This window comes from Nocardia bhagyanarayanae (assembly GCF_006716565.1).
Taxonomy (GTDB): domain Bacteria; phylum Actinomycetota; class Actinomycetes; order Mycobacteriales; family Mycobacteriaceae; genus Nocardia; species Nocardia bhagyanarayanae.
Genome location: NZ_VFPG01000001.1, coordinates 2,164,520 through 2,188,532, shown reverse-complemented (window position 1 = coordinate 2,188,532; position 24,013 = coordinate 2,164,520). Strand labels below are relative to the sequence as shown.

The 24,013-nt window shown below is 70.4% G+C and carries 25 protein-coding genes; 6 read left to right on the top strand and 19 right to left on the bottom strand.

Features of this window, described 5'->3' with window-relative positions; translation table 11 throughout:
• Positions 1–229 precede the first annotated feature (229 nt).
• The 6 genes from ccsB to hemL form a co-directional block, all read right to left on the bottom strand.
• A complete protein-coding gene (gene ccsB / locus FB390_RS09245) occupies positions 230–1,195 on the bottom strand; it encodes a c-type cytochrome biogenesis protein CcsB (RefSeq protein WP_141808593.1) in 966 nt (321 codons plus the stop codon).
• 2 nt (positions 1,196–1,197) lie between these two features.
• Positions 1,198–2,868, bottom strand: a complete 1,671-nt coding sequence (gene resB / locus FB390_RS09240) for a cytochrome c biogenesis protein ResB (RefSeq protein ID WP_141808592.1) — start codon at positions 2,866–2,868, stop codon at positions 1,198–1,200.
• Positions 2,865–3,686, bottom strand: a complete 822-nt coding sequence (locus tag FB390_RS09235) for a cytochrome c biogenesis CcdA family protein (RefSeq protein WP_141811640.1) — start codon at positions 3,684–3,686, stop codon at positions 2,865–2,867. Before FB390_RS09235 ends, resB begins: the two co-directional genes overlap by 4 nt.
• A 31-nt stretch (positions 3,687–3,717) precedes the next feature.
• Positions 3,718–4,374 carry a TlpA disulfide reductase family protein gene (locus FB390_RS09230; protein WP_141808591.1) on the bottom strand — a complete coding sequence of 219 codons (657 nt, stop codon included), beginning with the start codon at positions 4,372–4,374 and terminating at the stop codon, positions 3,718–3,720.
• On the bottom strand, positions 4,371–4,988 hold the full coding sequence (locus tag FB390_RS09225; protein WP_067792212.1) for a histidine phosphatase family protein: 618 nt from the start codon (positions 4,986–4,988) through the stop codon (positions 4,371–4,373). Before FB390_RS09225 ends, FB390_RS09230 begins: the two co-directional genes overlap by 4 nt.
• 605 nt (positions 4,989–5,593) lie before the next feature.
• Positions 5,594–6,931 carry a glutamate-1-semialdehyde 2,1-aminomutase gene (hemL, locus tag FB390_RS09220; RefSeq protein WP_141808590.1) on the bottom strand — a complete coding sequence of 446 codons (1,338 nt, stop codon included), beginning with the start codon at positions 6,929–6,931 and terminating at the stop codon, positions 5,594–5,596.
• Positions 6,932–7,099: 168 nt separating this feature from the next.
• Between hemL and FB390_RS09215 the strand changes: the two genes are divergently transcribed.
• Positions 7,100–7,492, top strand: coding sequence for a hypothetical protein (locus FB390_RS09215; protein ID WP_141808589.1), 393 nt, complete (start codon positions 7,100–7,102; stop codon positions 7,490–7,492).
• Positions 7,493–7,687: 195 nt separating this feature from the next.
• Here the strand turns inward: FB390_RS09215 and FB390_RS09210 are convergent, their stop codons facing one another.
• From FB390_RS09210 to hemB, 6 genes are all read right to left on the bottom strand, one after another.
• Positions 7,688–7,906 carry a hypothetical protein gene (locus FB390_RS09210; protein WP_141808588.1) on the bottom strand — a complete coding sequence of 73 codons (219 nt, stop codon included), beginning with the start codon at positions 7,904–7,906 and terminating at the stop codon, positions 7,688–7,690.
• 94 nt (positions 7,907–8,000) lie between these two features.
• Positions 8,001–8,240, bottom strand: coding sequence for a hypothetical protein (locus tag FB390_RS09205; protein WP_141808587.1), 240 nt, complete (start codon positions 8,238–8,240; stop codon positions 8,001–8,003).
• A 73-nt stretch (positions 8,241–8,313) separates the two neighbouring features.
• Positions 8,314–8,562, bottom strand: a complete 249-nt coding sequence (locus FB390_RS09200) for a hypothetical protein (RefSeq protein WP_141808586.1) — start codon at positions 8,560–8,562, stop codon at positions 8,314–8,316.
• Positions 8,559–9,161, bottom strand: coding sequence for a hypothetical protein (locus FB390_RS09195; RefSeq protein WP_246123934.1), 603 nt, complete (start codon positions 9,159–9,161; stop codon positions 8,559–8,561). Before FB390_RS09195 ends, FB390_RS09200 begins: the two co-directional genes overlap by 4 nt.
• Before the next feature lie 341 nt (positions 9,162–9,502).
• Complete coding sequence (locus FB390_RS09190) at positions 9,503–10,033, bottom strand: hypothetical protein (protein WP_141808585.1); 531 nt, start codon at positions 10,031–10,033, stop codon at positions 9,503–9,505.
• Complete coding sequence (gene hemB, locus FB390_RS09185) at positions 10,030–11,007, bottom strand: porphobilinogen synthase (protein ID WP_141808584.1); 978 nt, start codon at positions 11,005–11,007, stop codon at positions 10,030–10,032. Before hemB ends, FB390_RS09190 begins: the two co-directional genes overlap by 4 nt.
• Before the next feature lie 246 nt (positions 11,008–11,253).
• Here hemB and FB390_RS09180 point away from each other — a divergent pair, with 246 nt between their 5' ends.
• The 4 genes from FB390_RS09180 (at position 11,254) to FB390_RS09170 (ending at position 15,302) form a co-directional block, all read left to right on the top strand.
• The gene (locus FB390_RS09180; protein ID WP_141808583.1) at positions 11,254–13,485 is read left to right on the top strand and encodes a hypothetical protein; all 2,232 of its coding nucleotides are present in this window, start codon (positions 11,254–11,256) and stop codon (positions 13,483–13,485) included.
• Positions 13,486–13,491: 6 nt separating this feature from the next.
• Positions 13,492–14,007 (top strand): hypothetical protein, encoded by a 516-nt coding sequence (locus FB390_RS33450; RefSeq protein WP_185756980.1) that lies wholly within the window; start codon positions 13,492–13,494, stop codon positions 14,005–14,007.
• A gap of 83 nt (positions 14,008–14,090) precedes the next feature.
• Positions 14,091–14,885: a tetratricopeptide repeat protein gene (locus FB390_RS09175; protein ID WP_185756979.1), complete on the top strand. Its 795-nt coding sequence runs from the start codon at positions 14,091–14,093 to the stop codon at positions 14,883–14,885.
• A 135-nt stretch (positions 14,886–15,020) separates the two neighbouring features.
• Entirely contained in the window at positions 15,021–15,302 is a 282-nt protein-coding gene (locus tag FB390_RS09170; protein ID WP_141808581.1) for a hypothetical protein, read from the top strand.
• 74 nt (positions 15,303–15,376) lie between these two features.
• Here the strand turns inward: FB390_RS09170 and FB390_RS09165 are convergent, their stop codons facing one another.
• The 5 genes from FB390_RS09165 to FB390_RS09145 all read right to left on the bottom strand — a co-directional run bounded on the left by FB390_RS09165 (position 15,377) and on the right by FB390_RS09145 (position 20,783).
• Positions 15,377–16,939, bottom strand: a complete 1,563-nt coding sequence (locus FB390_RS09165) for a bifunctional uroporphyrinogen-III C-methyltransferase/uroporphyrinogen-III synthase (RefSeq protein ID WP_141808580.1) — start codon at positions 16,937–16,939, stop codon at positions 15,377–15,379.
• Positions 16,936–18,027: a hydroxymethylbilane synthase gene (gene hemC, locus FB390_RS09160; RefSeq protein WP_246123933.1), complete on the bottom strand. Its 1,092-nt coding sequence runs from the start codon at positions 18,025–18,027 to the stop codon at positions 16,936–16,938. The genes FB390_RS09165 and hemC overlap by 4 nt, the downstream gene beginning before the upstream one ends.
• On the bottom strand, positions 18,024–19,436 hold the full coding sequence (locus tag FB390_RS09155) for a glutamyl-tRNA reductase (protein WP_141808579.1): 1,413 nt from the start codon (positions 19,434–19,436) through the stop codon (positions 18,024–18,026). Before FB390_RS09155 ends, hemC begins: the two co-directional genes overlap by 4 nt.
• Complete coding sequence (locus FB390_RS09150; RefSeq protein WP_141808578.1) at positions 19,433–20,263, bottom strand: redox-sensing transcriptional repressor Rex; 831 nt, start codon at positions 20,261–20,263, stop codon at positions 19,433–19,435. The genes FB390_RS09155 and FB390_RS09150 overlap by 4 nt, the downstream gene beginning before the upstream one ends.
• Before the next feature lie 235 nt (positions 20,264–20,498).
• The gene (locus FB390_RS09145) at positions 20,499–20,783 is read right to left on the bottom strand and encodes a glutaredoxin family protein (RefSeq protein WP_141808577.1); all 285 of its coding nucleotides are present in this window, start codon (positions 20,781–20,783) and stop codon (positions 20,499–20,501) included.
• A 187-nt stretch (positions 20,784–20,970) separates the two neighbouring features.
• Here FB390_RS09145 and FB390_RS09140 point away from each other — a divergent pair, with 187 nt between their 5' ends.
• Positions 20,971–21,918, top strand: a complete 948-nt coding sequence (locus FB390_RS09140; RefSeq protein WP_246124265.1) for an HAD family hydrolase — start codon at positions 20,971–20,973, stop codon at positions 21,916–21,918.
• Between the two features lie 15 nt (positions 21,919–21,933).
• Here the strand turns inward: FB390_RS09140 and FB390_RS09135 are convergent, their stop codons facing one another.
• Positions 21,934–22,962, bottom strand: a complete 1,029-nt coding sequence (locus FB390_RS09135) for a lysophospholipid acyltransferase family protein (RefSeq protein ID WP_141808576.1) — start codon at positions 22,960–22,962, stop codon at positions 21,934–21,936.
• Positions 22,959–23,990, bottom strand: a complete 1,032-nt coding sequence (locus FB390_RS09130) for an NAD-dependent epimerase/dehydratase family protein (RefSeq protein WP_185757222.1) — start codon at positions 23,988–23,990, stop codon at positions 22,959–22,961. The genes FB390_RS09135 and FB390_RS09130 overlap by 4 nt, the downstream gene beginning before the upstream one ends.
• Between the last annotated feature and the right edge of the window lie 23 nt (positions 23,991–24,013).

Here is a 24,013-nt window from a genome sequence, read left to right as displayed (position 1 = left end):
GCGACCGCCGCAATATCCCGCATCTCCGCTGGTCCAGCGGGGACAACCGCCAGACGAGCAGACACCGAAGCTCAGCGCGTCCCGAGTCCATCCACACGTTCCGAAGTCGCCCAGCAGCCCGCGCGAATCCGGATTCCCTACCCCCGAGACCACGCCGATTCCGGCGTTTCGGTCGCCCTGAGAGCACGCCGACAGCGCCCGCCTTCCGACGAGCGCTATGCGATTCCGGTCAGTTCAATCCGGCGTACGAGTGCAGACCCGAGATCACGATGTTGATGATGAAGAGGTTGAACAGCATCGCGACGAAGCCCGCGACGTTGATCCAGGCCGCTTTGGTGTCGCGCCAACCGGAGGTGGCGCGGGCGTGCAGGTAGGCGGCGTAGAGGACCCAGGCGATGAAGGAGCAGGTTTCCTTGGGGTCCCAGCCCCAGAAACGGCCCCAGGCGGCTTCGGCCCAGACGGCGCCGAGGATGACGCCCGCGCCGAAAAGCGGGAAGCCGATGATGGTGGTCTTGTAGGCGAGGCGGTCGAGGGCGCGGGCGTCGGGCAGCCTGCGGGCGATCTTGCCGAGGAGGTTGTCGGACTCCTGGCCCTCGGGCTGGCGGATCCGGTACAGGAAGAGCAGGCTCGCGACGCCGGAGAGCAGGAAGATGCCGCTGCCGACACTCACCACGGTGACGTGGATGGGCAGCCAGAACGACTTCAGCGCGGGCACCACCGGAGCGGCGTCGGCGTAGAGCACCTGCCCGGCGAGGAACATCAGGACGAGCACCGGCGCGAGCAGGAACACCCACATGGCGCGGAACTTCTGCTCGTACAGGAAACCGAGCCCGACGATCAGCGCCGCCGCGCACGCCATGGTGATGAACTCGTACATGTTGCCGAGCGGGAAGCGGTGGGTTGCGAAGCCGCGCAACACGATCGAGGCCAGGTGCGAGAAGATGCCGACCAGCAGCACGGCGAACGCCATGTTGCCGAACTGTTCGGCGCGCGAGCGGCGCGGCGGCGGGGCCACCTTGCCCGGCACGCCGGGCGCCGCGCCGCCGCCGGCGGTGACGAGCTCGCGTGCCTCGGACTTCCGCGTCTGCACCGACGCGTACTGCGCGATCAGCAGGCCGAGCGCGAGTACGTAGATGACGAACGCCGATTTGAAGGCGAGGTTGCTGTACCCGGCGAGGGTCTCGTCGATCGGCATGTTCACTCTCCCGTGCGTGCGCGGTCGGTCTTCACGTCGTCGCCCGCAGCCTCCAGCAGGCGCGCGCGGAGCCGGTCGAATTCGCCGCCCCAGCCTGCCTGATCGGTTCTGGCGAGCCCGCCCATCTCTACTACAGTGCGTCGTTTGTCAACGGTACCGGCAGGTTCCTCGGCCGGGTACACCCGCACCCAGATCCGCCGCCGCTTCACCAGCAGCGACACCAGCAAGCCCGCCATCATGGCCAGCGCGCTCACCAGCACCCACTGCTGCGCCGGGTCGTGCGAGACCTGCAGGTTCACGAATTCGTGCGCGCCGTCGAAGGTCACCTTGGTGCCGTTGGGCAGCGTCGTCGATTCGCCCGGGCGCAGGTTGACCCTCGCCTCCTTGGCCAGCCGTCCCTGCCGCACCATCTCCTGGTCCAGCGAGAACAGATCCTGCGAGCGTCCGGTGTCGAGGCCGGTGTCGCCGCGGTAGATGTCCACCGCGACGGCCGGGTCGTCCATGCTCGGGAACACCGAGGTCAGCAGGCTGCCGTGGAACATGGCGGTCGGCGCGAACAGGCCCTCGATGGCGATCTGGTTCTTGCGGCGCTCCTCGTCGGTGGCGTACAAGCCGCCGGGCGGGTCGATCCGCAGCACGCCGCTGGACAGGAAGGTCTGCGCGTCGTCGGGCCGCCACTGGATGGTCTCGGTCCTGGTCTGGCCGTCCGGGAAAGTGACCGTGAAGGTCGGCGCGTAGCCGTGGCCTTGCAGGTAGAGACGGTCGCCTTCGACGCGAAGCGGGTGGTTGACCCGGAGGGTTGCGTCGCGCCAAGTGTCGCTCGTCAGATCCGATCCGGCCTGGTAGCTGATGTTCGAGGTGAACATCTCGGCCTGACCGGTGCGCAGGTAGTCGGCCTGGAAGTCCTTGACGCGCACGCAGATCGGCGTCATGCCGGTGCCGTCGTTGACGTTGCCCGCGCGGAAGGAGTCGAACACCGCGGGCGAGGTGGTGCAGAAGCCGGGACCGTTGTTGGCGATCACGATGACGGTGCCCTCGTAACCGAACAGCTTGCCGACCGCGATGGCCACCAACAGGCAGACCAGCGCCAAGTGGAACACCAGGTTGCCGAACTCGCGGGTGTAGCCCTTCTCGCCGGAGAGCGTGAGCTCGCCCTCGCGGTTGCCCGGCCGCACCTCCGTGCGCCAGCCGCGCAACTGGCCACGCGCGTGCTCGATCAGCGCCTCGGGGCTGCTCGTCGACTCGCCCGAGTAGTTGTGCGGCAACCGCGCGAGGTTGCGCGGCGCGCGGACCGGCGGGGTGCGCAGCGCCTTGTAGTGATCGAAGGTGCGCGGCAGGATGCAGCCGACCAGCGAGACGAACAGCAGCACGTAGACAGCCGTGAACCAGAAGCTGGAGAACACGTCGAACAGCTCGAACCGGTCCATCCACGGACCGAGCGTCGGACGGTCGGCGATGTACTCCCTGACCTTCTGCTCGTTCAGGTTCCGCTGCGGCAGCAGCGCGCCCGGGATCGCGGCCAAGGCCAGCAGGAACAGCAGGACCAGCGCGGTGCGCATACTGGTCAGGCCGCGCCAGGTGTTGCGCACCAGCGCCCAGGCGCGACCCGGCAGTGACTGGCGGGGCGGGCGCGGCGACGCGGATTCGGTCACGGGATGGTCGGCCACGGTCATATCGGCAGGGTCACCTCGGAGACGAACGCGTCGCGCACCCAGGCCACGAACTGATCCCACGCCCCGGTGACCAGCGCGACGCCGACTGCCACGAGCAGGATGCCCCCGACGATCTGGATGGTTCGCGAATTGCGGCGCAGCCAGCCGACGCCGCGCAGGGCGCCCGCCGAGCCGAAGGCAAGGATCACGAACGGCAGACCGAGCCCGAGGCAGTACGCGACGATGAGCGCGACGCCGCGCACCGCGGTGGTGCCCTCGGTGCCCGCGGACACCGCCATCACGCCCGACAGGGTCGGTCCGAGACACGGCGTCCAGCCGAGCGCGAAGACGCCACCGAGCAGCGGCGCGCCGACGATGCTCGTCAGGCGGCGCGGCTCCATCCTGGTATCGCGCTGCAGTGCGGGCACCAGACCGACGAACACCAGACCCATCAGGATCGTGACCACGCCGCCGACGCGTTGCAGCAGTTCACGATTCACGTTGAGCGTCTGGATCACGCCGAACACGGTGGCCGTCGCGAGCACGAAGACCACGGTGAACCCGGCGACGAACAGTCCGGCCGCACCGGCGACACGCAGCTTCGCGCCGCGCTGGGCCACCGCGACCGCCGACCGGCTCTTCGCGGACTCGGCGGTCGCGGGCGGGGCCTCGGCGCCGACCAAACCGGCTAGGTACGACAGGTAGCCGGGCACCAGCGGAACGACGCACGGCGACGCGAACGACACCAGCCCGGCGAGCAGGCACGCGCCGAGCGCCAGCAGCAGCGGCCCGGTCGCCGCCGTCTGCTGGAACGAATCTCCCACGCTCGCGAGCACCATCACCGCACGCACCGCGAGGTCACACACCGCGTCACTGCTGGGCCTCCCCGGCGAGCGAATCGACGATCGGCCGCAGGTCGTCCGCGATCAGCGACCGCAGATAGACGGCCGCGACGCGGTGCTGACGGTCCAGGACGAGGGTGGTCGGGATGACGCTGGTCGGGAAGTTGCCGCCGAGCGCGAGCAGGGTCCGCATGGACGGGTCGTAGATGGACGGGTAGCCGACCTTGTTGTCGGTGACGAAGTCCTGCGCCTTGTCCCGCTGCGGATCCCGGACGTTGATGCCGAGGAAGGCGACGCCCTTGTCCTTGTAGGCCTCGTAGACCTGCTCCAGCGCGGGCGCCTCCGCCCGGCACGGCCCGCACCACTGGCCCCACAGGTTGATGACGACGACCTTGCCGGGGAAGTCGGCGACCGAGACGGTCTTGCCCTCGGTCATCAGATCCGGACCGGACAGCTCGCCGATGGTGCCGCGCGCGGCGGGCGGGTTGTAGTAGATGTCGGTCTTACCGCCCGGCGAGACGAATTGGAAGGTGCCGCCGGTGGCCACCGCGTCCGATCCGGTCGAGCAGCCGGCGAGCGCGGCGACCAAGGCCACGCACGCGAGGAGCACCGGCACGACCCGCCCGGCCGCCTTCCGAGCGGAGGCAGGCCGGGTTGTCGCGAGTGACGCGGTGGAGCGGATCATGCGCCGTGCACCGTGGGATCCGAACCGCCCGCGGGCTCGGAGTAGACGATGTCGACCAGCGTGTCGCCCTGGTAGACCAGCGAAGTCAGCGAGGCGAGCGAGCACTGCCTGGTGCGCGGGTCGTGCCAGAGCCGCTGGCCCTGCAGGAACCGGCGCAGCGTCCAGACCGGCAGCTGGTGCGAGACGAGCACCGCCTCGCGCCCGGCCGCCTCCACCCGGGCCTTGTTCACCGCCGCCAGCATGCGGTGGGCGATCTGCAGATACGGCTCGCCCCAGGACGGGGTGAACGGGTCGCGCAGCTTCCACCAGTGCCGCGGCTTGCGCAGCGCGCCGTCGCCGACGGACACGCGCAGGCCCTCGAAGGTGTTGCCCGCCTCGATGAGGTTCTCGTCGGTGCGCACGAGCACACCGTGCTGCTCGGCGATCGGCGCGGCGGTCTCCTGCGCGCGCTGCAGCGGGGAGGCGATGACCACGGCGATGTCGTGATCGGACAGCGCCCGGGCGACCGCGCCCGCCTGCGCCCGACCGGCGACGGACAGGCTGAAGCCGGGCAGGCGGCCGTAGAGGATGCCCTTCGGGTTGTGCACCTCGCCGTGCCGCAGAACGTGCACGATGGTCTCGACATCGGGGCCCGCCTCGAAGTCGGGTTCCGTGGGGCGGGGCGTGGTGGTGACGCGCGAGGTGGGCGCGGCGGTTTCGGAGTCCTTGGCGACGGCGGGCGGCTCGTCGGCGACCGCTTCGGTAGCGGTCGCGTCGGCGATGCTCGCGGTCGCGGGCGGCTCGGACGCGGAGTCGGCCGAATCGGTCTCGGCCTCAGCGGGGGCGCCCGCAGTGCTCTGGCCCTCGGCGGGGGCGTTCACGTCGGTGGCAGCGCTCTCGGCCTCGGCGGCGGCGTCGGCGGCAGCCAGCTCGTCGATCTCGATTTGCGATTCGGCGGCGGCACTTTCGTCGGCCTCGGAAGCCGCACCGGCGGCTTCACCTTCGGTCGAAGCGGGCGCATCCGCGACGACCTCGTCGACCGGCGAGGCGGGTTCGGCCGCTGCGGCCGCCGATGCCGCGGCGCGGGCGGCGGCTTCCTCGGCGATGTCGGCTTCGGTGAGCGCGCCGACGGCCTCGGCCTCGCTGAAGGGCGAGTCCACGCTCGGGGGGACGTCGGTCGTGTCTTCTGGATTGTTCGGTAGTTCGCGGCGGGCGGCGCCGGGCTGGTCGTGGTCGGAACTCACGCGCGGGATCCTTCGGGGGTGGCGGCCGCGGCCGCGTTCGCGGCGGCGGGCAGAGCTGCGGCGATTCGGTCGAATGCGTCCTCGTCGAGCGCCGCGGAGACGAACCACGCCTCGAACGCGCTCGGCGGCGCGTACACGCCGCCGTCGAGCAGCGCGTGGAAGAAGGCCGGGAAACGCCAGGTCTGGCTGGCCTTGGCGGTGGCGTAGTCGGTGACCGGACGGTCGGAGAAGAACACGCTCACCATATTGCCCGCGAACTGGACCTGGTGCTCGACCCCTGCCGCGCCGAGCGCCTCGGCGAGCAGTCCGCCGAGCCGTTCGGCGTTGCGATCCAGCGCGGCGTAGACCGCGTCGTCGGCGGCGCGCAGCGTGGCGAGGCCCGCGGCGACGGCGACGGGGTTACCCGAGAGCGTGCCCGCCTGGTAGACGGGGCCGAGCGGGGCGAGCTGGTTCATCACCTCGGCGCGTCCGCCGAACGCGGCGGCGGGCAGACCGCCGCTCATCACCTTGCCGAAGGTGTAGAGATCACCGGCGACGCCGTCGCGGCCGAACCAGCCGGAGCGGCTGACCCGGAACCCGGTCATCACCTCGTCCATGATCAACAGCGCGCCGTGCTCGGCGGTCAGCGCGCGCAATCCTTCGTTGAAACCGGGCAGCGGCGCGACCGCGCCCATGTTGCCCGCGGCGGCCTCGGTGATCACGCAGGCGATCTGGCCGGAGTGCGCCGCGAAGGCCGCGGCAACGGCCTCGAGATCGTTGTACGGAAGCACGATGGTGTCGCTCGCCTGCGCGCCCGTCACGCCGGGCGAGGTGGGCAGGCCGAGCGTCGCGACGCCGGAGCCCGCGTCGGCGAGCAGCGCGTCGACGTGCCCGTGGTAGCAGCCGCTGAACTTGATGATCTTGGTGCGGCCCGTGTAGCCGCGCGCCAGGCGCACCGCGCTCATGGTGGCCTCGGTGCCGGAGTTCACCAACCGCACCCGCTCGACCGGCGCGACGCGCTCGACGATCAACTCGGCGAGCTCGATCTCCGCGGCGGTCGGCGCGCCGAAGGACAAGCCGCCGACCGCGGCCCGCTGCACGGCCTCGACGACCGCTGGATGGGCGTGCCCGAGAATCATCGGGCCCCAGGAGCACACCAGGTCGACGTAGTCGATGCCGTCGGCGTCGGTGAGCGTGTATCCGTTCGCGGACGCGATGAACCGCGGCGTGCCGCCGACCGACTTGAACGCCCGCACCGGCGAGTTGACCCCGCCGGGGATGACCGCACTCGCCCTGTCGAAGAGCTGAGCGGAAACCGGCACCGATGCCCTGGTCACGCGCGGAGAAGAACTCACGGTCTCCAGTGTCGCAGCCCCGGCGAGCCCGGTCGACGACAGGGTGTAGGAGAGTGACGCGCGCCGCAATCCGGGCCAACACGCCGGGCGGGCGTTTGCGGCGATATCGGGCGACTCGTCCGTAATCTCGATTGGTCGTCGCAGCAGCTACCCTCGGGAGGGCTCTTCATGCGGTTCGCACTCGTCAGCACGGCAACTTTGGCCGTATTCACCACCGCGACAGCGGTATTAGGCGCGGGAACCGCCGCGGCGGCGGTACCGGTCGTCGATACCGCGCAGGGTCGCGTCGGCGTCCGGCTCAGCCACGAGGAGACGGTCGCGCTGGCGAGCGGCCCGGTCCCCGCGGTCGTCACGATGTTCGTGCCGCTGGACCGGATGGGGGCGGGACTGCACAAGGACACCGAACTTTACCGCGACGAGAACGGCGGGGTGCGCGCCTCGCTGCGCCAGGTGATCGCCGAGACCGCGAGGCACGCCGACGGCACGGTGACCATGTACGTGAACGCCCCCGGCACCCGCAACGGCCGAATTCTCGACGTCTATCAGAGCTGGACGGACTGAACGAAGAACTCGCCCGCGGACCGGAGTCCGCGGGCGAGGCGTAAATCGTTCGGAGGTACGCCTGGACGCGCTGCCGGACGAAGTCCGTCCTTGAACCGCGCATGGCCGCAGCGAAGGCGAAGGTACGCCTAGACGCGCTGCCGGACGAAGTCCGCCCTCAGACCGCGCATGGCCGGAGCGAAGGCGGAGGTACGCCTAGGTGTTGATGCACGGAGCCGCGGCGGACAGCGTCTGCAACGAGCACATGAGCCCGTTCAGCGCACCCGCCGACCCGGTCTCCGGCACCAGACCGGCGACGGGAGCCGTCGGCTCCAAGGGCAGACCGGCACCGTCCGCCATGGCGGGCGCGGCCGCCAAACCGATCGCCGCGAACGCGACAAGGGCCGCACCGAACCTCGCACCGAGAACCTTCACGAGCAACACCTTCCATTCGACCTGCTCACCGGCGAATACCAGTGTGCCACAAGGCGTATCGGCTCTCGAAGCGAGTTCGTTTCAGATATTCGGCTCAGGTGATGCCCACGCAGAACAACGCGAACCCGGTGGTGGCCAGGCAGGCCAGCGGCGGGGGTAGCAGCTTCATCAGCCCCGGCGGCTGTGTCGCGGCGAAAGCGGGTATCACCGGCACCGGAGGCGGCGGAGTGTATTCGACGGGCGCCGCGGCTGCCGGTACCGCACCGGCCGCACCGATCAGGCCACCGGCCACAACCCCGATGGCGATCTTCTTCGCATGGATTGTCGGCTTCATGTGGTCGAGATTCCCGCTTCGGCGCAGGTGAAACGGGGCGGCGAGCCGCAGCGACCGAGTTCGGTCGCCTACCTCACTTCGCCGCGGTGGACCGCAGCGCGCGGGTCACGGCGTCGATGCCGAGCAAGCCCGCCACCGTGGCGAGGAACGCCGCGAGCACCAGCCACGGCCCGACATAGCGGGTCGCCTCGAAGGCGGGCATCTCGCCGAGCGGCGCGAACGCCGTCGTGACGATCCCGCGATTCCAGCTCAGCACCGCGAGCAACAGCGCGACGACGGCCCCGACGACCTCGCCGAGCGCCACCACCATGTCACGTCTCACCGGTCCGCTCCGTTCTCGCTGTTCCGTTCGTCGGCGCCCTCGGGCGCCACCGCCTCGGCGCCCTCGGACCCCCGCATCGCAACGCCCTCGGTCTCCGTCCCCGCGGCGCACTCGGACTTCTTCGCCGGAGCGCCCTCGGGATCCAGCGCCGCGGTGAGCGCGGTTCGCAAGCCACGGTGATCGCGCGCCCACGCCTGCACGAGTCCGCCGTCGCGCAGCCGCAGCCCGATTCCCTTGCGCCTGCGCGGCACACCGCTCAGCTCGCCGAGCGCCCGCGCGGACTCCCATTCCTCATCGTTCCAGGAGTGCTCGTCGCGCTCCGGCAGCACGCGCGCGATGCCGGTGAGCGGCAGGGTCTCGGCGCCTTGGCGCAGGCTCGACTCGGTCAACTCGACGCTGACATGACGGCGGCCCGCCACCACTTGCAGCGCAACGAAAGCCGCGATCAGCACCGCGCAGAAGATCAGCGCGAACAAGTGCACCGGACTGGACGTGACCATTTCCAGCACGAGGACGAGAAGACAGAGCAGGGGGCCGTAGATCACCGCGCGCCACCGCGCGCCCGGCTCCGCGAACAAGACCGCGTCGCCGTCGCTCACGCCGCACTACCCATCGAATCGCGCATTCGAGCGCGCGGGGCTCCGGCTCGCACCGCCGGTGAAATCAGCCGACCATCCCCGGCAGCAGCAGGACCGCGACGGTGACCAAGCCGAACAGGATCAGCAGGCTGAGGACGAGCAAATCTCGCCGAATGCTCTGCGGCTGTTGGATCACCACTCGCATCTATGCCTCCGATCTCCCGGAGTTCACTGGATGACGCCCTCACGCAACGCAAGACAACGCATGACCAATAACTACCGGTTCCCATGTCTACTGTGACAACCCTCACCATACATGTCTGCGCTATGGCGACAAACTCGGTCGCGTCCCGGTCATCCGTTCACCGGCGGTTCGGCTGGAAGTAGGTCGTCGACTCGGGACGGTAGCTCAGATACAACGCGCCACCGGCCAAGACGCCCTGCACGATCGCCGCGCCGCCGGCCACCAGCGAGGCCACGCCGGTGACCGCGTCCAGGGCGAACAGCGCCGCGACGGCCCCGAGCACCAACCAGATCGCGACCACGGTCAGCACCGTGCGCGCCCAGAGTTTGCCGCGGCCGAACTGGTGCACGACGGCCAACGCGCCCGCGGCCAGCGCGAGCCCGGCGAGCACCATTCCCACGAGCATCAGGGAGACCAGCAGTTCGGCGCTGGCCATGGCGAAATTCGGGTCGCCCGCCTTGCCCTGGTCGAACATCCGCTGGTCGAGGTCGTCGCGCTGCTGCAACGAGGTGAGCACCGTGCCGACCAGCTGCACCACACCGAATCCGATGATCCCCCACCACACTTGGCGGGCCGTACGGATGTCTTCGGGCATCGGTGGCCGTTGCGGGAACGGCGCGACGCCCATCGGTCTCGGGTAGTTCGTCACGACAACCAGTGTGCGGCCTCGGTCGCCCAGTAGGTGAGCACGATGTCCGCGCCCGCCCGGCGGATGCCGACCAGCGATTCCAGCACCGCGCCGCGGCGGTCGATCCAGCCGCGCTGGGCGGCGGCGGTGATCATCGCGTACTCGCCGGAGATCTGGTAGGCCGCCACCGGCACGGTCGACCGGTCGGCGACATCGCGCAGGATGTCCAGGTACGACATGGCCGGCTTGACCATCACGATGTCGGCGCCCTCGGCCAGGTCCAGCTCCAGCTCGCGCAGCGATTCCCTGCGGTTGGCCGGGTCCTGCTGGTAGGTGCGGCGGTCGCCCTCCAGCGAGGAGCCGACGGCCTCGCGGAACGGGCCGTAGAAGGCAGAGGCGTACTTCGCGGCGTAGGCGAGGATGCCGGTGTCGGTGCGTCCGACCGCGTCGAGGCCGCGCCGGATCGCGCCGACCTGACCGTCCATCATGCCGCTGGTGCCGAGCAGGTCGGCGCCCGCTTCGGCCTGGGAGATCGCCATGTCGACGTAGCGGTGCAGGGTCGCGTCGTTGTCCACCGCGCCGTTGGTCGCGAGCACGCCGCAGTGGCCGTGATCGGTGAACTCGTCGAGGCAGGTGTCGGCCATGATCACCGTCGCGTCGCCGACCTCCTCGGACAGCGCGCGCAGACCGCGGTTCAGGATGCCCTTCGGATCGCTGGCCTGACTGCCGGTGGCGTCCTTGTCCTCCGGCTTGGGCACGCCGAACAGCATGAGCCCGCCCACGCCCGCCGTGACGGCCTCCACCGCCGCCTTGCGCAGCGAGTCCATCGAATGCTGGTAGACCCCCGGCATGGAGCCGATCTCGCGCGGCTCGTCCAGCCCGTCGGCCACGAACATCGGTAGCACCAATTGCCGTGGTTCCAGCGTGGTTTCGGCCACGAGACGGCGCAGAGCGGGAGTACGGCGCAACCGCCGCGGGCGGTCCATTCCGGTCATGAATCGCACGATACGCCTGCTGGGTGGAGGTGTCGCGAGCGCAGTCGGCGGTGGTGATCCGGCCCACCGGCGGTCGTGCGCTCGACCGTCCGATGCCGTGAGAATTCGGGCCACACTCGACAAGATCACGGTCTTCGCACAGCCCGGCGAATGGAGTCGCGCAACGGGCCGCGCGCGACGGATACTGGCCGGTGAGCGATCGGGGTGGAAAATGAACGGATTCACGCGTATTCGAGGTGCGCGCCGATGACGGACCGGGACGACGAAGCGGCAGCGCATCGGATACTGCTCGCGCTCGCGGGACGGATTCCCGACCGGTACCTGACCGACCTGCGCTACACCCTGGCCTTCGGCGGCGGCGCTGAGCTGACCTACGGGATCGTCGCGCTCGTTCGGAGGCATCGGGTGTGGTTGCCCGAGGCCGAGCGTGAACTGTTGATCGACTCGATCCGGCACAGCGGCAGGCCGGATCTGGTGTCGAAGCTGCCGGACGAGACCGCCGCGCCCGATTTCCGGTTCGGCCCGTTCGAGACGCCCGGGCGCGACCCGATCGACCTGACCGGCGAGTGGCCCGCCGAGCACGAGCCGGTCGATGGGATCGACGCGATGGCGTTGAACGCGATCGGCCGGTACGAGCACGTGGTCGCGGTGTGGCGTTGCTGGCGGTACGCGAAGGGCGTCGCCGCCGAGCGGGTGTATCTCGTGGAGGTTCGCGAGCCGACCGTGCCGTGGGAACTGGCCGCCGCGGTCGCCGCCGCGCTGCATGCCGTCGGCGAGGCCGACGCACAGGTCGAGGTCTATACGTCCGACACCGACCTGCCCTCCTATCACCTGCTCGCGCGGGCGAACGGGTGTCTGCTGTGGGCCGACTCCACGCGAATGCCGCAGGTGCCCGCGCCGTACGCGGGCGGCGAACAAGCCGGGACGAGCCTTTCCGCACACCCGAGGACGACCGCCGACGAGCGGGTGATCCGCTACCTGCGCGACGCGCCCGTCGTGTCCGAGGCGGATCCGGCAGTGGACGTGGTGTCGCCCGAGCGCGGCGCCGTGGTCCCGATGACCGTGCGCGGCGACGGCCGGTGGGTCTGGCCGGAGGCGGTCGCCTACTACCTGGAGAAGTACGGTCTGGCGCCGGACCCCGCGCTGCTCGCGCACCTGCGCGACGCGGGACCGCCGCCCGGATACCTGGACGCGGTGACCATGTTCCGCGCCCGCCTCGCGGTCCGCGACGAACTGGGGATGCGGTGCTCGGAGCCGGAACCGGACGCTCGGCCGGCGCGGTATCGGCACGCGCCGGTGTCGCCGGAGATCATGCGCGCGGCTTGGCCCCACCTGCCGGTCCGGCTCGACCTCGCCGACCCGGCCGGATCGCCGGACCTCGCGGAACTCTTGATCGACCGTGTCGACAGGGCGGTGCTCGCGTCGACCCGAAATCATCCGCGCGTGCTCGGAATCTGGCGGGTGTGGCGGTACCCGGCGAACCTGCCGCCGGAGCACGGAACACGGTGGTACTTCGTCGAATTCGAGTCCGCTGCGGGTTCCGCGTTGTCCGAGAAGCGGGATCTGCGGGACGCGGTCGTCGCTGCGCTGGGACAGCACGGCGCGACAGACTCCGCGACCGTGTACGGCAGCGTCGATGCGGCGCGGGCCGACATCGCCTCGGTGCGCGACCGCGGAGCGCTGCTGTGGGCGCGCGATCCCCGGCCCTCGCGGTTCGAGCCGCGCATGCTCGCCCGGCTGCGCCGTTTCGCCGGTTCGGACGGTGTGACGATGTTCCGCGCGGAGCTGGCGCTCGATGGCCGCCGCGATCCGCTGATCGCGCTGCGCGCTCGATTGCCGGAGGTGATCCCGGCTCCGCGACGTCCCGAACAGGAGCCGCCGCGCCATCCGCCGCATCTGTCCCCGGTCTGCTTCACCGGTTGCCCGCCGGTCGAGGAGCTCTGGCCGCAGGCGCGCCGCACCACGGGACCCCGGGCACGTCATCGAAAGTTACGGCTGCTCAGGCTTTTTCGCTCCTCGGATGCCCGAGCACGCCTGGGCCGCCGCGACGCCGCCGCCGCGCTGACCGCGGCCTCGGACCTGCTCGGCTACTGGTGGCCGCTGCTCACCGAGGGCGTGCCCGCGCCGGATACCGCGCGCCGCGGCTGGTCCCGTGGGGGCCGACGATCCTGGTGGGCATACTGCGTCGCCGAATCGCGGTCGCCCGCGGAACCGACCGGCTTGGTCGAGGCCGCCCGCGTGGTGCTCGCCGCGCACCGGGTCCGCGTCCGAGCCGAGAAAGCGCACTCGATGTTCGACACGACGACCGAATTGCATTGGCGGACAGGTGTTCATCAGGTGATGTTGCAGGTCGATCGGGAGACGCGATCGGTGCGGTTACAGGTGGACGGGCCCACCCTGCGGCCCCATCCGGCGATCGGGGCGGCGGTGTTGTCCACCGTCGAATACCTCCCGTTCCCGACGAACACGCGGAGGTGAGGGTCGATGCCCATCATGACCCCGGCGAAGGTGCGGGCGGCGGCCGCGACGGTCGGCGCTCTCGGCGTGCTCGTCGTGTTCCTCGCGTTCCTTCCTGTCGTACCGGCCCTGCGGACCGAGTGGACGGTGGCCGGCGGCGTGGTCCTGGTTGTCCTCGCCGTGGGGCTGCTCTTCTGGAGCGAGGAAATGAGATCCACGCGTCTCGCCGCCCAGCGGAGACGACTGACGGAAGCACGGCGCGAGCGTTCGGCGCGCGCCACGCTATGGCGCATGGCCGCCCTCGACCTCGCCGTACCGCTGCCGGATCCACTCGGTCCGGATGGTCACCTCGAGCTCCACCCGAACTCGGAACAGACTCCGCTGGATATCTGGCGGGTCGGGTCCACCGGCTGTTATGGCGGCGCCAACCCGACGTATGGATGCGTGGCGGGGTACAGCGGCGCCGGTTGCGGAGGCGGCGGCTGCGGCGGGGGTGGTGGTTGCGGAGGCGGCGGCGGTTGCGGAGGTGGAGGCGGCGCCTGAACCCGATTTCGCGCCATCATGAAAACGGGCGTCTCTCGCTGAGGACGGGCACCTCTCGGCGAGGCCGAATATCGGAGGCAGGGATGACGGGTTACGACCGGTACGGGCCGCGGGTGGCGGCGCTGCGGCGGTACGCCGAGGGCGGCGACGTGTGGGCGATGGAGCGGCTGGCCCAGGCGCTGCGTGAGGTCGACGACGCGGGCGGTGCGGAGCACTGGCTGCGGCGGGCCGCGGAGCTCGGCAGCGTTTCCGTGCTCGGCCCGCTCGGCGAACTCGCCGAGGCGGACGGGCGCGTCGCGGAGGCCATCGGGTGGTGGGAGCAAGCCGTCGCCGCCGGTTGCGCCGGCGCGGAGCTACAACTCGGTGCGCTGTACCTCGAGCGCGGGGAACTGGACGCGGCGGAGTTCTGGCTGCGGGATTCGGCCGCCGACGGAGACCCGGAGGCAATGGCCAACATGGGCGTGGTCGCGCACCGGCGCGGGGACGACGAGGCCGCCGTCCGCTGGTACGAGCGCGCGGCCGAAGGCGGAAACCCCACGGCCATGCGCAGTCTCGGCGTGCACCTAGCCCGCGCGGGGGAATTCGAGCGCGCCGTCGGCCTCCTCATCGAGGCGGTGCGCCTTGGCCGCCGCGACGCGATGGCGGTGCTCGGCGCCATGTACTTGGACTTCGGCGACGCCGAACGAGGCGAGCGCTGGTTGCGCCGGGGCGCGGCGGCCGGTGATCCCGACTCCATGTTCCACCTGGCAATGGCACTGCGAGACAACGGAACTCTCGACACCTCGGACTCCCCCGCCACCGTCGAGGCAGCCCACTGGCTCCAACAAGCCGCCGACCTCGGCCACCCCGAAGCCCTGCGTCTGCTCCTCGAGCCCTGACGAGAAGCCGCGGGGTTTCGGGTGTTGGTGCGCGAAAACGGTTGCGGCCAGCGGTTTTTGTCGGTGGGTGCCGGTAGAATCGAAGCTGTGTTCGAGGGGATCCGCCGGGTTCCCGATCGCGAGGGGAGGACGCAAGTGCCCGCGACCGCAGCCGCCCGAAAGTCCACGATCATCACGCCCTACCGGCCGCTGGAGAAGCGTCCGCTGCCCGCGGGGCGTCCGCGCAAGTGGTATGTCACGCACAACCGCAGGCTCAAGGCGATGCGGCTGAGCATCGCCCTGCTCGACTCGGGGATCTACCTGCCGACCCAGGCGAGCAACGAGAAGATCCGCCACACCGCCGAACTCGTCGGCATCCGCCCGCCATCGGACACCACGTGCCGCCTGGTGCGCACCTTGCTGCGCTACAGCCGCTGACGGCGTCCGGTCCGAGGCCGGGCGCGAAAGCGAAACGCCCACACACGGTGGGCGTTTCGCGGAGCGGTCGGAACTTACCGGCTGCGCCGGCTCTTCTTGCGCGGCGGCGGCAGCAGACCCTCGGCGCGCAGCCGGGCGGCGTGCTCGGCGAGCGCCTCGACCAGCGGGCCGACCTGCGCGGTCTCGGGCTGCACGTCCACGCGCAGACCGAACTCGATGGCCGTCTCGGCGGTCTTCGGGCCGATGCACGCCACGATGGTGCGCGCGTGCGGCTTGCCCGCGATGCCGACCAGATTGCGCACCGTGGAGGACGAGGTGAACAGGACCGCGTCGAAACCGCCGGTCTTGATCATCTCGCGGGTCTCCGCGGGCGGCGGCGAGGCACGCACCGTGCGGTAGGCGGTCACGTCGTCGATCTCCCAGCCGCGGTCGCGCAGACCCTCGGCCAGCGTCTCGGTGGCGATGTCGGCGCGCGGCAGCAGCACCCGGTTCACCGGATCGAAAACATCGTCGTAGGGCGGGAAGTCGGCGAGCAGACCCTCGGAGGACTGCTCACCCGACGGAACCAGCTCGGGGTTGATGCCGAACGAGCGCACCTTGTCCGCGGTGGCCTCGCCGACGCAGGCGATCTTCACGCCGCTGAACGCCCGCGCGTCCAAACCGAATTCGGCGAACTTCTCCCACACCGCGCGCACCGCGTTGGTGGAGGTGAACACCACCCACTGGTAGCGGCCGTCGACCAGACCCTTGACCGCGCGCTCCATCTGCGCCGGGCTGCGCGGCGGCTCGACCGCGATGGTCGGCACCTCCATCGGGATGGCGCCGTGGGTGACCAGGCGCTCGCTCATCTCGGCGGCCTGATCCTTGGTGCGCGGCACGAGCACGGTCCAGCCGTACAGCGCGCGCGACTCCCACCACGACATCTTCGACCGGGTGGCGACCGCCTTGCCGATGGTCACCACCAGCGGACCGACCAGTTCGGAGGCGGCGCTGTTCAGCGTGGCCAGCGTCGCTTCGATGGTGCGCTGCTGGCGGGTGGTGCCGCGCACGGTCACGGCGACCGGCGTCTGCGGCGCCATGCCGTGTTCGACCAGCGCGCTCGCGGTCTCGGCCAGATGGCCGGAGGTGGCGTGCAGGACGAGCGGGCCGGGCGCGGCGGCCAGTGCGGCCCAGTCGACCTCGCCGCGAACGTCGGCCTCGGTGTGGCCGGAGCCGAGCGCGATGCCCGCGTAGCTGGGCACCGCGGAGCCGTTCGGCAGGCCGGGCAGCACCTCGAACACCATGTGCGAGCGGGTCACCGCGGTGACCTCGGTGATCACGGAATCGGCCGTCAGCGGATCGCCCGCGACGACGCGGACCACGTCGTGGCCGTTGCGCGCCTCGGCGATGAGCGTCTTGGCGACCTCGGCGGGCTCGCCGAGCGCGGGTCGCACGTCGACCGGCCGGGTGCCGTCCTCGTTCTCCTCGACGTCGGCGCCGATCAGCGCGAGCACACCTTTGTCGACATCGGGATCGGTGAAAGCCAGTGTCGCCCGCCCGAGCACCTCGCGCGCACGCACTGTCAGCAGCGCCGGGTCACCGGGACCCGACCCGACGAACAAGATCCGACCGGGGTGCTTCTTGGTGGCTCGGCTCATTGGTTGTTCTCCATTGGGCTGGGATTGCTGATACGACCTTCGGCCGCGCCCGGTCGCGACCGCTGCGTGTTCGGGACGTCACCGTCGGATCTCGCATCGGCGACGTCGTCTGGTCCGGGGTTGCCGAGCAGCTCGCGCGCCCCCAGCTCCAAGAGCTCTTGCGCGAGCGTGCGGCCGAGCCGGTCGGCCTCGGCGGGTGCGCCGACCACCGAAGCGCGCAGCACCTCGGATCCGTCGGCGGCGGCGGCGCAGGCGCGCAGCGAGAGCTCGTCGACGATGCGGCCGTCGTCGTCGAGCGACTCGACGACCTCGGCGAGCGCGCCGATCGGCGCGGTGCATCCGGCCTCCAGCTCGGCGAGCAGCGACCGTTCGGCGATGACGGCGGCCCTGGTTGCCGCGTCGTCGAGCTGGGTCAGCGCCTCGATGGTCGCCGCGTCGTCGCTGCGGCATTCGACAGCGAGCGCGCCCTGCGCGGGAGCGGGCAGCATCTGCACCGGCTCCAGTGCCTCGGTCACCGCGTCGAGCCTGCCGATCCTGGACAGACCGGCTCTGGCGACCACCACCGCGTCGAGTTCACCCTCGGTGACCTTGCGCAGGCGGGTGTCCAGGTTGCCGCGCAGCGGCACGATCTCCAAGCCGAGGCCGAGCGCCGCGAGCTGAGCCGCGCGGCGCGGCGCGGAGGTGCCGATGCGGGAACCGGCGGGCAGCTCGCCCAGCACCAGTCCGTCGCGGGCCACCAGGGCGTCGCGCGGGTCCTCGCGCGGCGGGATGGCGGCGATGGTGAAGCGGGCGTCCGGCGCGGTGGGCAGGTCCTTGTAGGAGTGCACCGCGATGTCGATCGTGCCCGCGGCAAGCTCGTCGCGCAGCGCCGAGGTGAACACGCCGACGCCGATCTTCTGCACCGGATCGGAGGAGAGATCGCCGGGCGTCTTCACCACGACGAGCTCGGCCGGATGCCCGGCGGCGATCAGCGCGTCGCGCACGGTGCCCGCCTGGGTCAGCGCGAGCAGGCTGCCGCGGGTGCCGATGCGCCACGGCGCGCGGGCGCCGTCGACGGTCATGTTGTCCTCTTCCTGAACGACGGTCATGCCGACTTGCCCTCCTCGCCGAGATGTCCCGCGGTGAAGTCGTCGGCGAGGCCGAGGCCGAGGTCACCGGTGATCGTGCTGATTTCCATCGGCGCGGCAACCGCTTGCGCCGCACCTGGTTTGAGTTCGAACAGTTCGCGTAGCGCCTCGGCGTAGCTGTCGCCGCCCGGCGTCGACGCCAGTTGCTTCACCCGCACGGTCGGCGCGTGCAGCAGCTTGTCGACGACCCGGCGCACGGTGCGCGCCACTTCGTCGCGCTCCGGATCGGCCAGGCTCGGTAGCCGCGAATCCAGCCGCAGCAGTTCGGCTTCCACCACTTCGGCGGCGCGCTGGCGCAGGGCCGCGACCGTCGGGGTCACCTCGGCCATGCGCTGGCCCGCCAGGTACTTGGCGAGTTCGTCGGCGACGATCGACCGTGCGGCGGCGGTGTCGTCGGCCGCGGCGCCTGCGGCCGGATCGCGCTGCAGGGTCTCGATGTCGATCACCGCGACGCCCGGCAGACCCGCCACCGCGTGTTCGACGTCGCGCGGCAGGCCGAGGTCGCAGAACACCAGCGGACGCTCGGTCGCCGGGAATTCGGCGCGATCGCGATCGGCGAGCGCGCGGTGCGTGTCGGCCAGCGTCACCACGGCGCCGACCGCTCCGGTACAGGTGACCACCACGTCGGCGGCGGCCATCGCCTCGGTGAGGCGGGAGAGCTCGAGCGCGGTGGACTCGACGCCGTAAGAGCCCGCGGTCTCGGCGAGTCTGCGCGCCCGCTCGATGGTCCGATTCACCACGAGGATGCGGCCGATGCCCGCCCGCGACAGATGCGCGACGGCCAGCCCGCCCATCGCACCCGCGCCGACCACCACGGCCGTGCGGCCGACCAGATCGCCCAGCACCTGCTTGGCCCGGTCCAGCGCGACCGACACCACGGACGCGCCAGCGCGGTCGATGCCGGTCTCGGAGTGGACCCGCTTGCCGACCCGCAGCGCGTGCTGGGCCAGCTCGTGCAGGGTGCGCCCGACGGCCTGCTGCGCGTCGGCGGTGGCGTAGGCGCCGCGGATCTGGCTGAGCACCTGCTGCTCGCCGACGACCATCGAATCCAGCCCGCTGGCCACCGCGAACAGGTGCTCGGCGGCGGCCTCGCTGTAGCGCACGTAGGCGTGCTTGGTCAGATCGGGCAGCGGCAGCCCGGAATGCTTGGTGAGCAGGTCGCCGACCTCGGCGAGACCACCGTGGAAGGCGTCGACCACCGCGTACACCTCGACGCGGTTGCAGGTCGACACGATCATGGCCTCGGAGATGTGGCTGGAGGCGAGCATTCGATCGATCAGCTTGGGACGGTCGGCATCGGTGATGGCGACCTTCTCCAATACCGCGACGGGAGCGCTCCGATGCGAAATCCCGACGAGCAGAACACTCATGGTGTGACCACCGATCCCTTGCTGCTTGGCTCCGTTGCCGAATGCGAGGTCGTCGAGTGCGTGAGGGCCGGGTGCCCGGCCGGGGAGTGCGGAGTCGGCACGCGGCGCGCGATCCGGCCGGATCCCGCGTGCGCCACCTCGGGCAGCGGCTCCGGCTCGGCGTTGCGGGTCCGTTCGAACGACAACATCTGCATTTCGACCGCCAGGTCCACCCGGCGGACTTCCACCGCGGGCGGCGCGATCAGCCCGCACGCGGAGAAGCTCAGAATCGACTGCAGCCCGGCGGCGACCAGCTGGTCGCACACGTCCTGGGCCGCGTCGTCGGGCACCGCGATGACCGCGATGGTGGGTTCCAGCTCGGCGACGCCCGCGGCCAAGCCCGCGACATCGCGCACGGTGAGTCCGGCCACCGACCGGCCGACCACGTCGGGATCGGCGTCGAAGAGGCCGACCACGCTGAATCCGCGCCGCCGGAAGCCGCCGTAGCCGACCAGGGCCCGGCCGAGATTCCCGACGCCGACGAGTACCACGCGATGTCCACCGGACAGACCGAGCACGTCCTCGATCCTGGTCCGCAACTTCGCCACGTCATAGCCGACACCCCGGACGCCGTTGGGGCCGAGGAAGGACAAGTCCTTGCGCAACTTGGCCGAATTGACACCCGCCGCGACAGCGAGTTCCTCACTCGATACGATGAGCACACCGTCATCGGCCAACATGGCGAGGACCCGGAGATAGGTGGCCAGCCGCGCCACCGTGGCCTGCGGGATGTCCTTCTGCAGAGCCCTGCCGGAGACGCCGCCCGGCGCCTCATGCTGCTCTGTCACGTGTCGGCTCCTCGTTCCGGCCTGCACAGGTCCGGTTCGTCGTTCGACCTCGAGCCCGGCGGCGGTCCGGTGCCATGGTCGAAGTATCGGATTTCAGGGCGGCTCCGCAGCCTCGGCATGCGGGTCGCGTGCCACCACCGTAACCGCTTGTGAAGCCCTGCACAAAGTCGGTGAAATTGGCCTCATTTTCCGCCGCGACCAGCGCGGCGGCCAAATCGGACACGGATCACACCGATCAGCGACCCAGATCCGCCCGCAAACGCGCCTCGTCGACGTCGAAGTAGCTGTGCTCGCGGCCGTCCAGCAGTACGACAGGAAGCCGGTCGCCGTACTCCGCGCGCAGGCCAGGGTCGGTTTCCGCGGCGATATCGACATCGACGGCGCCCGGTTCGATGCCGAAATCCGCGCATATCGCGCGCAACTGCTCCATTGCCGTGGCACACAGTCCGCAGCCCGCTCTGGTCAGCAAAATCACTTCGTGTCCGGACGGCGCGGCGGAGCCATCTGTGGGATTGGTCATGGCGGATATTAAATCCCCTCGCCACCGCACCCGCGGTGCGCGTGGTCTTCGGGTGACTGTCGCCGAAGACAGTTACTGTGGACGTGGTTCGCGCGAACGGGCGGAGGTACTGGTGCCGGAACGATCGAAGGTGGAGAGGGCCGGGTTCATCGCGGGCCGGTTCGGCGAGTTCCCGGTGCGGTGGCACCTGGGCCCGCTCGGCCAGGGCCTGCAGGATCAGCTCGCCCGCATCTCCCGCAGCCCGTTCGGACCGACCGAGGAGGAGGTCCGGGCGAATCTGGCCGGTGAGGCCAGCGCCGACGCGGCGCTGTCGCTGCACGAATCGGAGCTCGCGGCGGCCGAGCCCACGGGACCGGAGGTGCCGCGCGACCTGACCGCCGCGGCGTTCTTCGACGTGGACAACACGATGGTGCAGGGCGCCTCGATCGTGCACTTCGCGCGCGGTCTCGCGGCGCGCAAGTACTTCAAGACCTCCGACCTGGTCGACGTGGCGTGGAAGCAGGTGAAGTTCCGCGTCACCGGCAAGGAGAGCAGCACCGACATGGCCTCCGGCAAGGAGAAGGCGCTCTCGTTCATCGCGGGCCGCCCGACCTCCGAGCTGGCCGCGCTCGGCGAGGAGATCTACGACGAGATCATCGCCGACAAGATCTGGCCGGGCACCAGGGCGCTGGCGCAGATGCACCTGGACGCGGGCCAGCAGGTCTGGCTGGTCACGGCGACGCCGGTGGAACTCGCCCAGGTGATCGCCAAGCGGCTCGGCCTGACCGGCGCGCTGGGGACCGTGGCGGAGAGCGTCGACGGGAAGTTCACCGGACGCCTGGTCGGCGACATCCTGCACGGGCTCGGTAAGGCGCACGCGGTGCGCACGCTCGCCGTCCGCGAGGGCCTGAACCTGAAGCGCTGTACCGCGTACTCCGACAGCCACAACGACGTGCCGATGCTCTCGCTGGTCGGCACGGCGGTCGCGATCAACCCCGACTCGGACCTACGCGAGGTCGCCAAGAACCGCGGCTGGGAGATCCGCGACTTCCGCACCGGACGCAAGGCGGCCAAGATCGGCGTGCCGACGGCGCTCGCGCTCGGCGCTGCGGGTGGAGCGGTGGCCGCGGCGGTCACCCGGAGGCGCGAGCACTAGGCCCGCGCCCTCTCCTCACCCCGTGAACGGGTTGCGGCGCTTGGTGAGCAGCTTGTAGAGCGTCTGCTGGATGGTCTCGCGGACCTGGTCGGTGACCTCGAACATCGTCATGGGATCGTCGGCGGCCTCCGGCTCGTAGGCCGTGGTGGCGATGGGCTTGCCGAATTCGATGTACCACTTCGAGGGCAGCGGCACAGCGCCGAGCGGGCCCAGGTGCGGGAACATCGGCGTCACCGGGAAGTACGGCAGGCCGAGCAGGCGGGCGAGCGGCTTGATGTCGGCCAGCTTCGGGTAGATCTCCTCGGAGCCGACGATCGAGCACGGGATGATCGGCACGCCGGTGCGCACCGCGGCCGCGACGAAACCGCCGCGTCCGAAGCGCTGCAGCTTGTAGCGGTCGGAGTACTGCTTGCCGACGCCCTTGAACCCCTCGGGGAAGACGCCCGTCAATTCGCCGGAGCGCAGCAGGCGTTCGGCGTCCTCGCGGCAGGCCAGCGTGTGCCCGGCCTTGCGAGCCAGCACCCCGAGGAACGGCAGCTCGAAGATGAGATCGGCGGCGAGCAAGCGCAGCGCGCGCTGCTTGGCGTGGTGGTCGTGGATGGCCAGCTGGAGCATCAGGCCGTCGATGGGAACGGTGCCCGCGTGGTTGGCCACCACCAGCGCGCCGCCCACCTCAGGGATGTTCTCCATGCCGCTGACCTCGACGCGGAACCACAGGTCCGACAGCGGGCGCAGCGCGGGCAGCAGGACCGACTCGAGCAGGTGCTCGTCGAAGCCGAACTCGTCGACCTGGTAGTCGCCGGTCAGGCGGCGGCGCGCGAAGTCGGCGGTGCGGCCGATCTGCTTGCCGACCTCTTTGCGGATCAGGTCGGACAGCGACTGCGGCGCCTGCGGCACGGCCGAGGCGAGCCGATCGGTCAGTGACGTGACCCGGCTCGGTTTCGTCTCGCCCGTCGGCGCTTCAGGCCAGCGACGGGTGCTGGTGCGCTGCCTGGTTTCGATATTCAGATCATGAAGTTGGATGACTTTCGCCACGTCGTTCATTGGTGTGCTCCCGTACCGGCCCCGATGAGGCCGAGCAGTTTCTTTTCTGCGGCATCGATCCACGCCGGATCGAAGACGGGCCGCAACGCTGCGCCCCCGATGAAGTCGTCGAACGCCTGAACCGTTGTCCAGCGCGGTTCGAAACCGAGTTCGGTTCGCATCCGCGTGGTGTCCAGGCCACAGCCGAAATGGAAGTAATCGAGTTGTTCGCCGGTGAATTCCCGCATCACCGGCCCCATCAACGCGCGACCCGCGGTGCGGAACACCGTGAACGGCACCGGCAGTTCGATGCGCCCCGCTCGACGCACCGCCTGTGACAGCGCCAACGCACCATCGCCCGCGACGTTGTAGGTACCGCCCGGGGCCGCTTGCGCCGCATGTGCGAGCGCGGCCACCGCATCTTCTTCGTGCAACAGCTGCATTCGAGGGTCCCGGCCGAAGACGGTCGGGGTTACCGGTGAACGGAGATACTGTACGCCGCGGCCTGCCAGTCGCGGGCCGACAATGGGCGCGAAACGCAGAATCGATGCCGCGATATCGGGGCGGCGGCGAGCGAGGCCGCGCACGAAACCCTCGATTTCGATCATGTCGCGCGCAAACCATCCGCGCGGCGGCGTGCGCGCGCTCATTTCCTCGGTGAATTTCGCCGGATCCTTGGCGCTGCACCCGTAGATCGCCGAGGTCGAGCGGACCACGACGCGCCGCACCGACGGCGACTTCTGGCAGACGGCGAACAGCTGCATGGCGCCCAGCACGTTGAGGTCTTTCATCACCGCGCGGCCGCCGCCGGCGGGCGGCTTGGCCAGTATCGCGGTGTGCACGACGGTGTCGACCTCGTGGCCGCCGATCACCTTGCGGATCAGGGGATTTCGAATGTCGCCGCGAACGAACTCGGCGCGGCCCATGCGGCGCCGCAGCTCCCGGCTCGGGGTCATGGTGTCGACGGCGAGAATACGCTCGACGGCCGGATCCTGAGCGAGCTTGGCTACCACGGCGCTGCCGAAGAAGCGGCTGGCGCCGGTCACCATCACGACCTTGGGCGTGTGCCCGT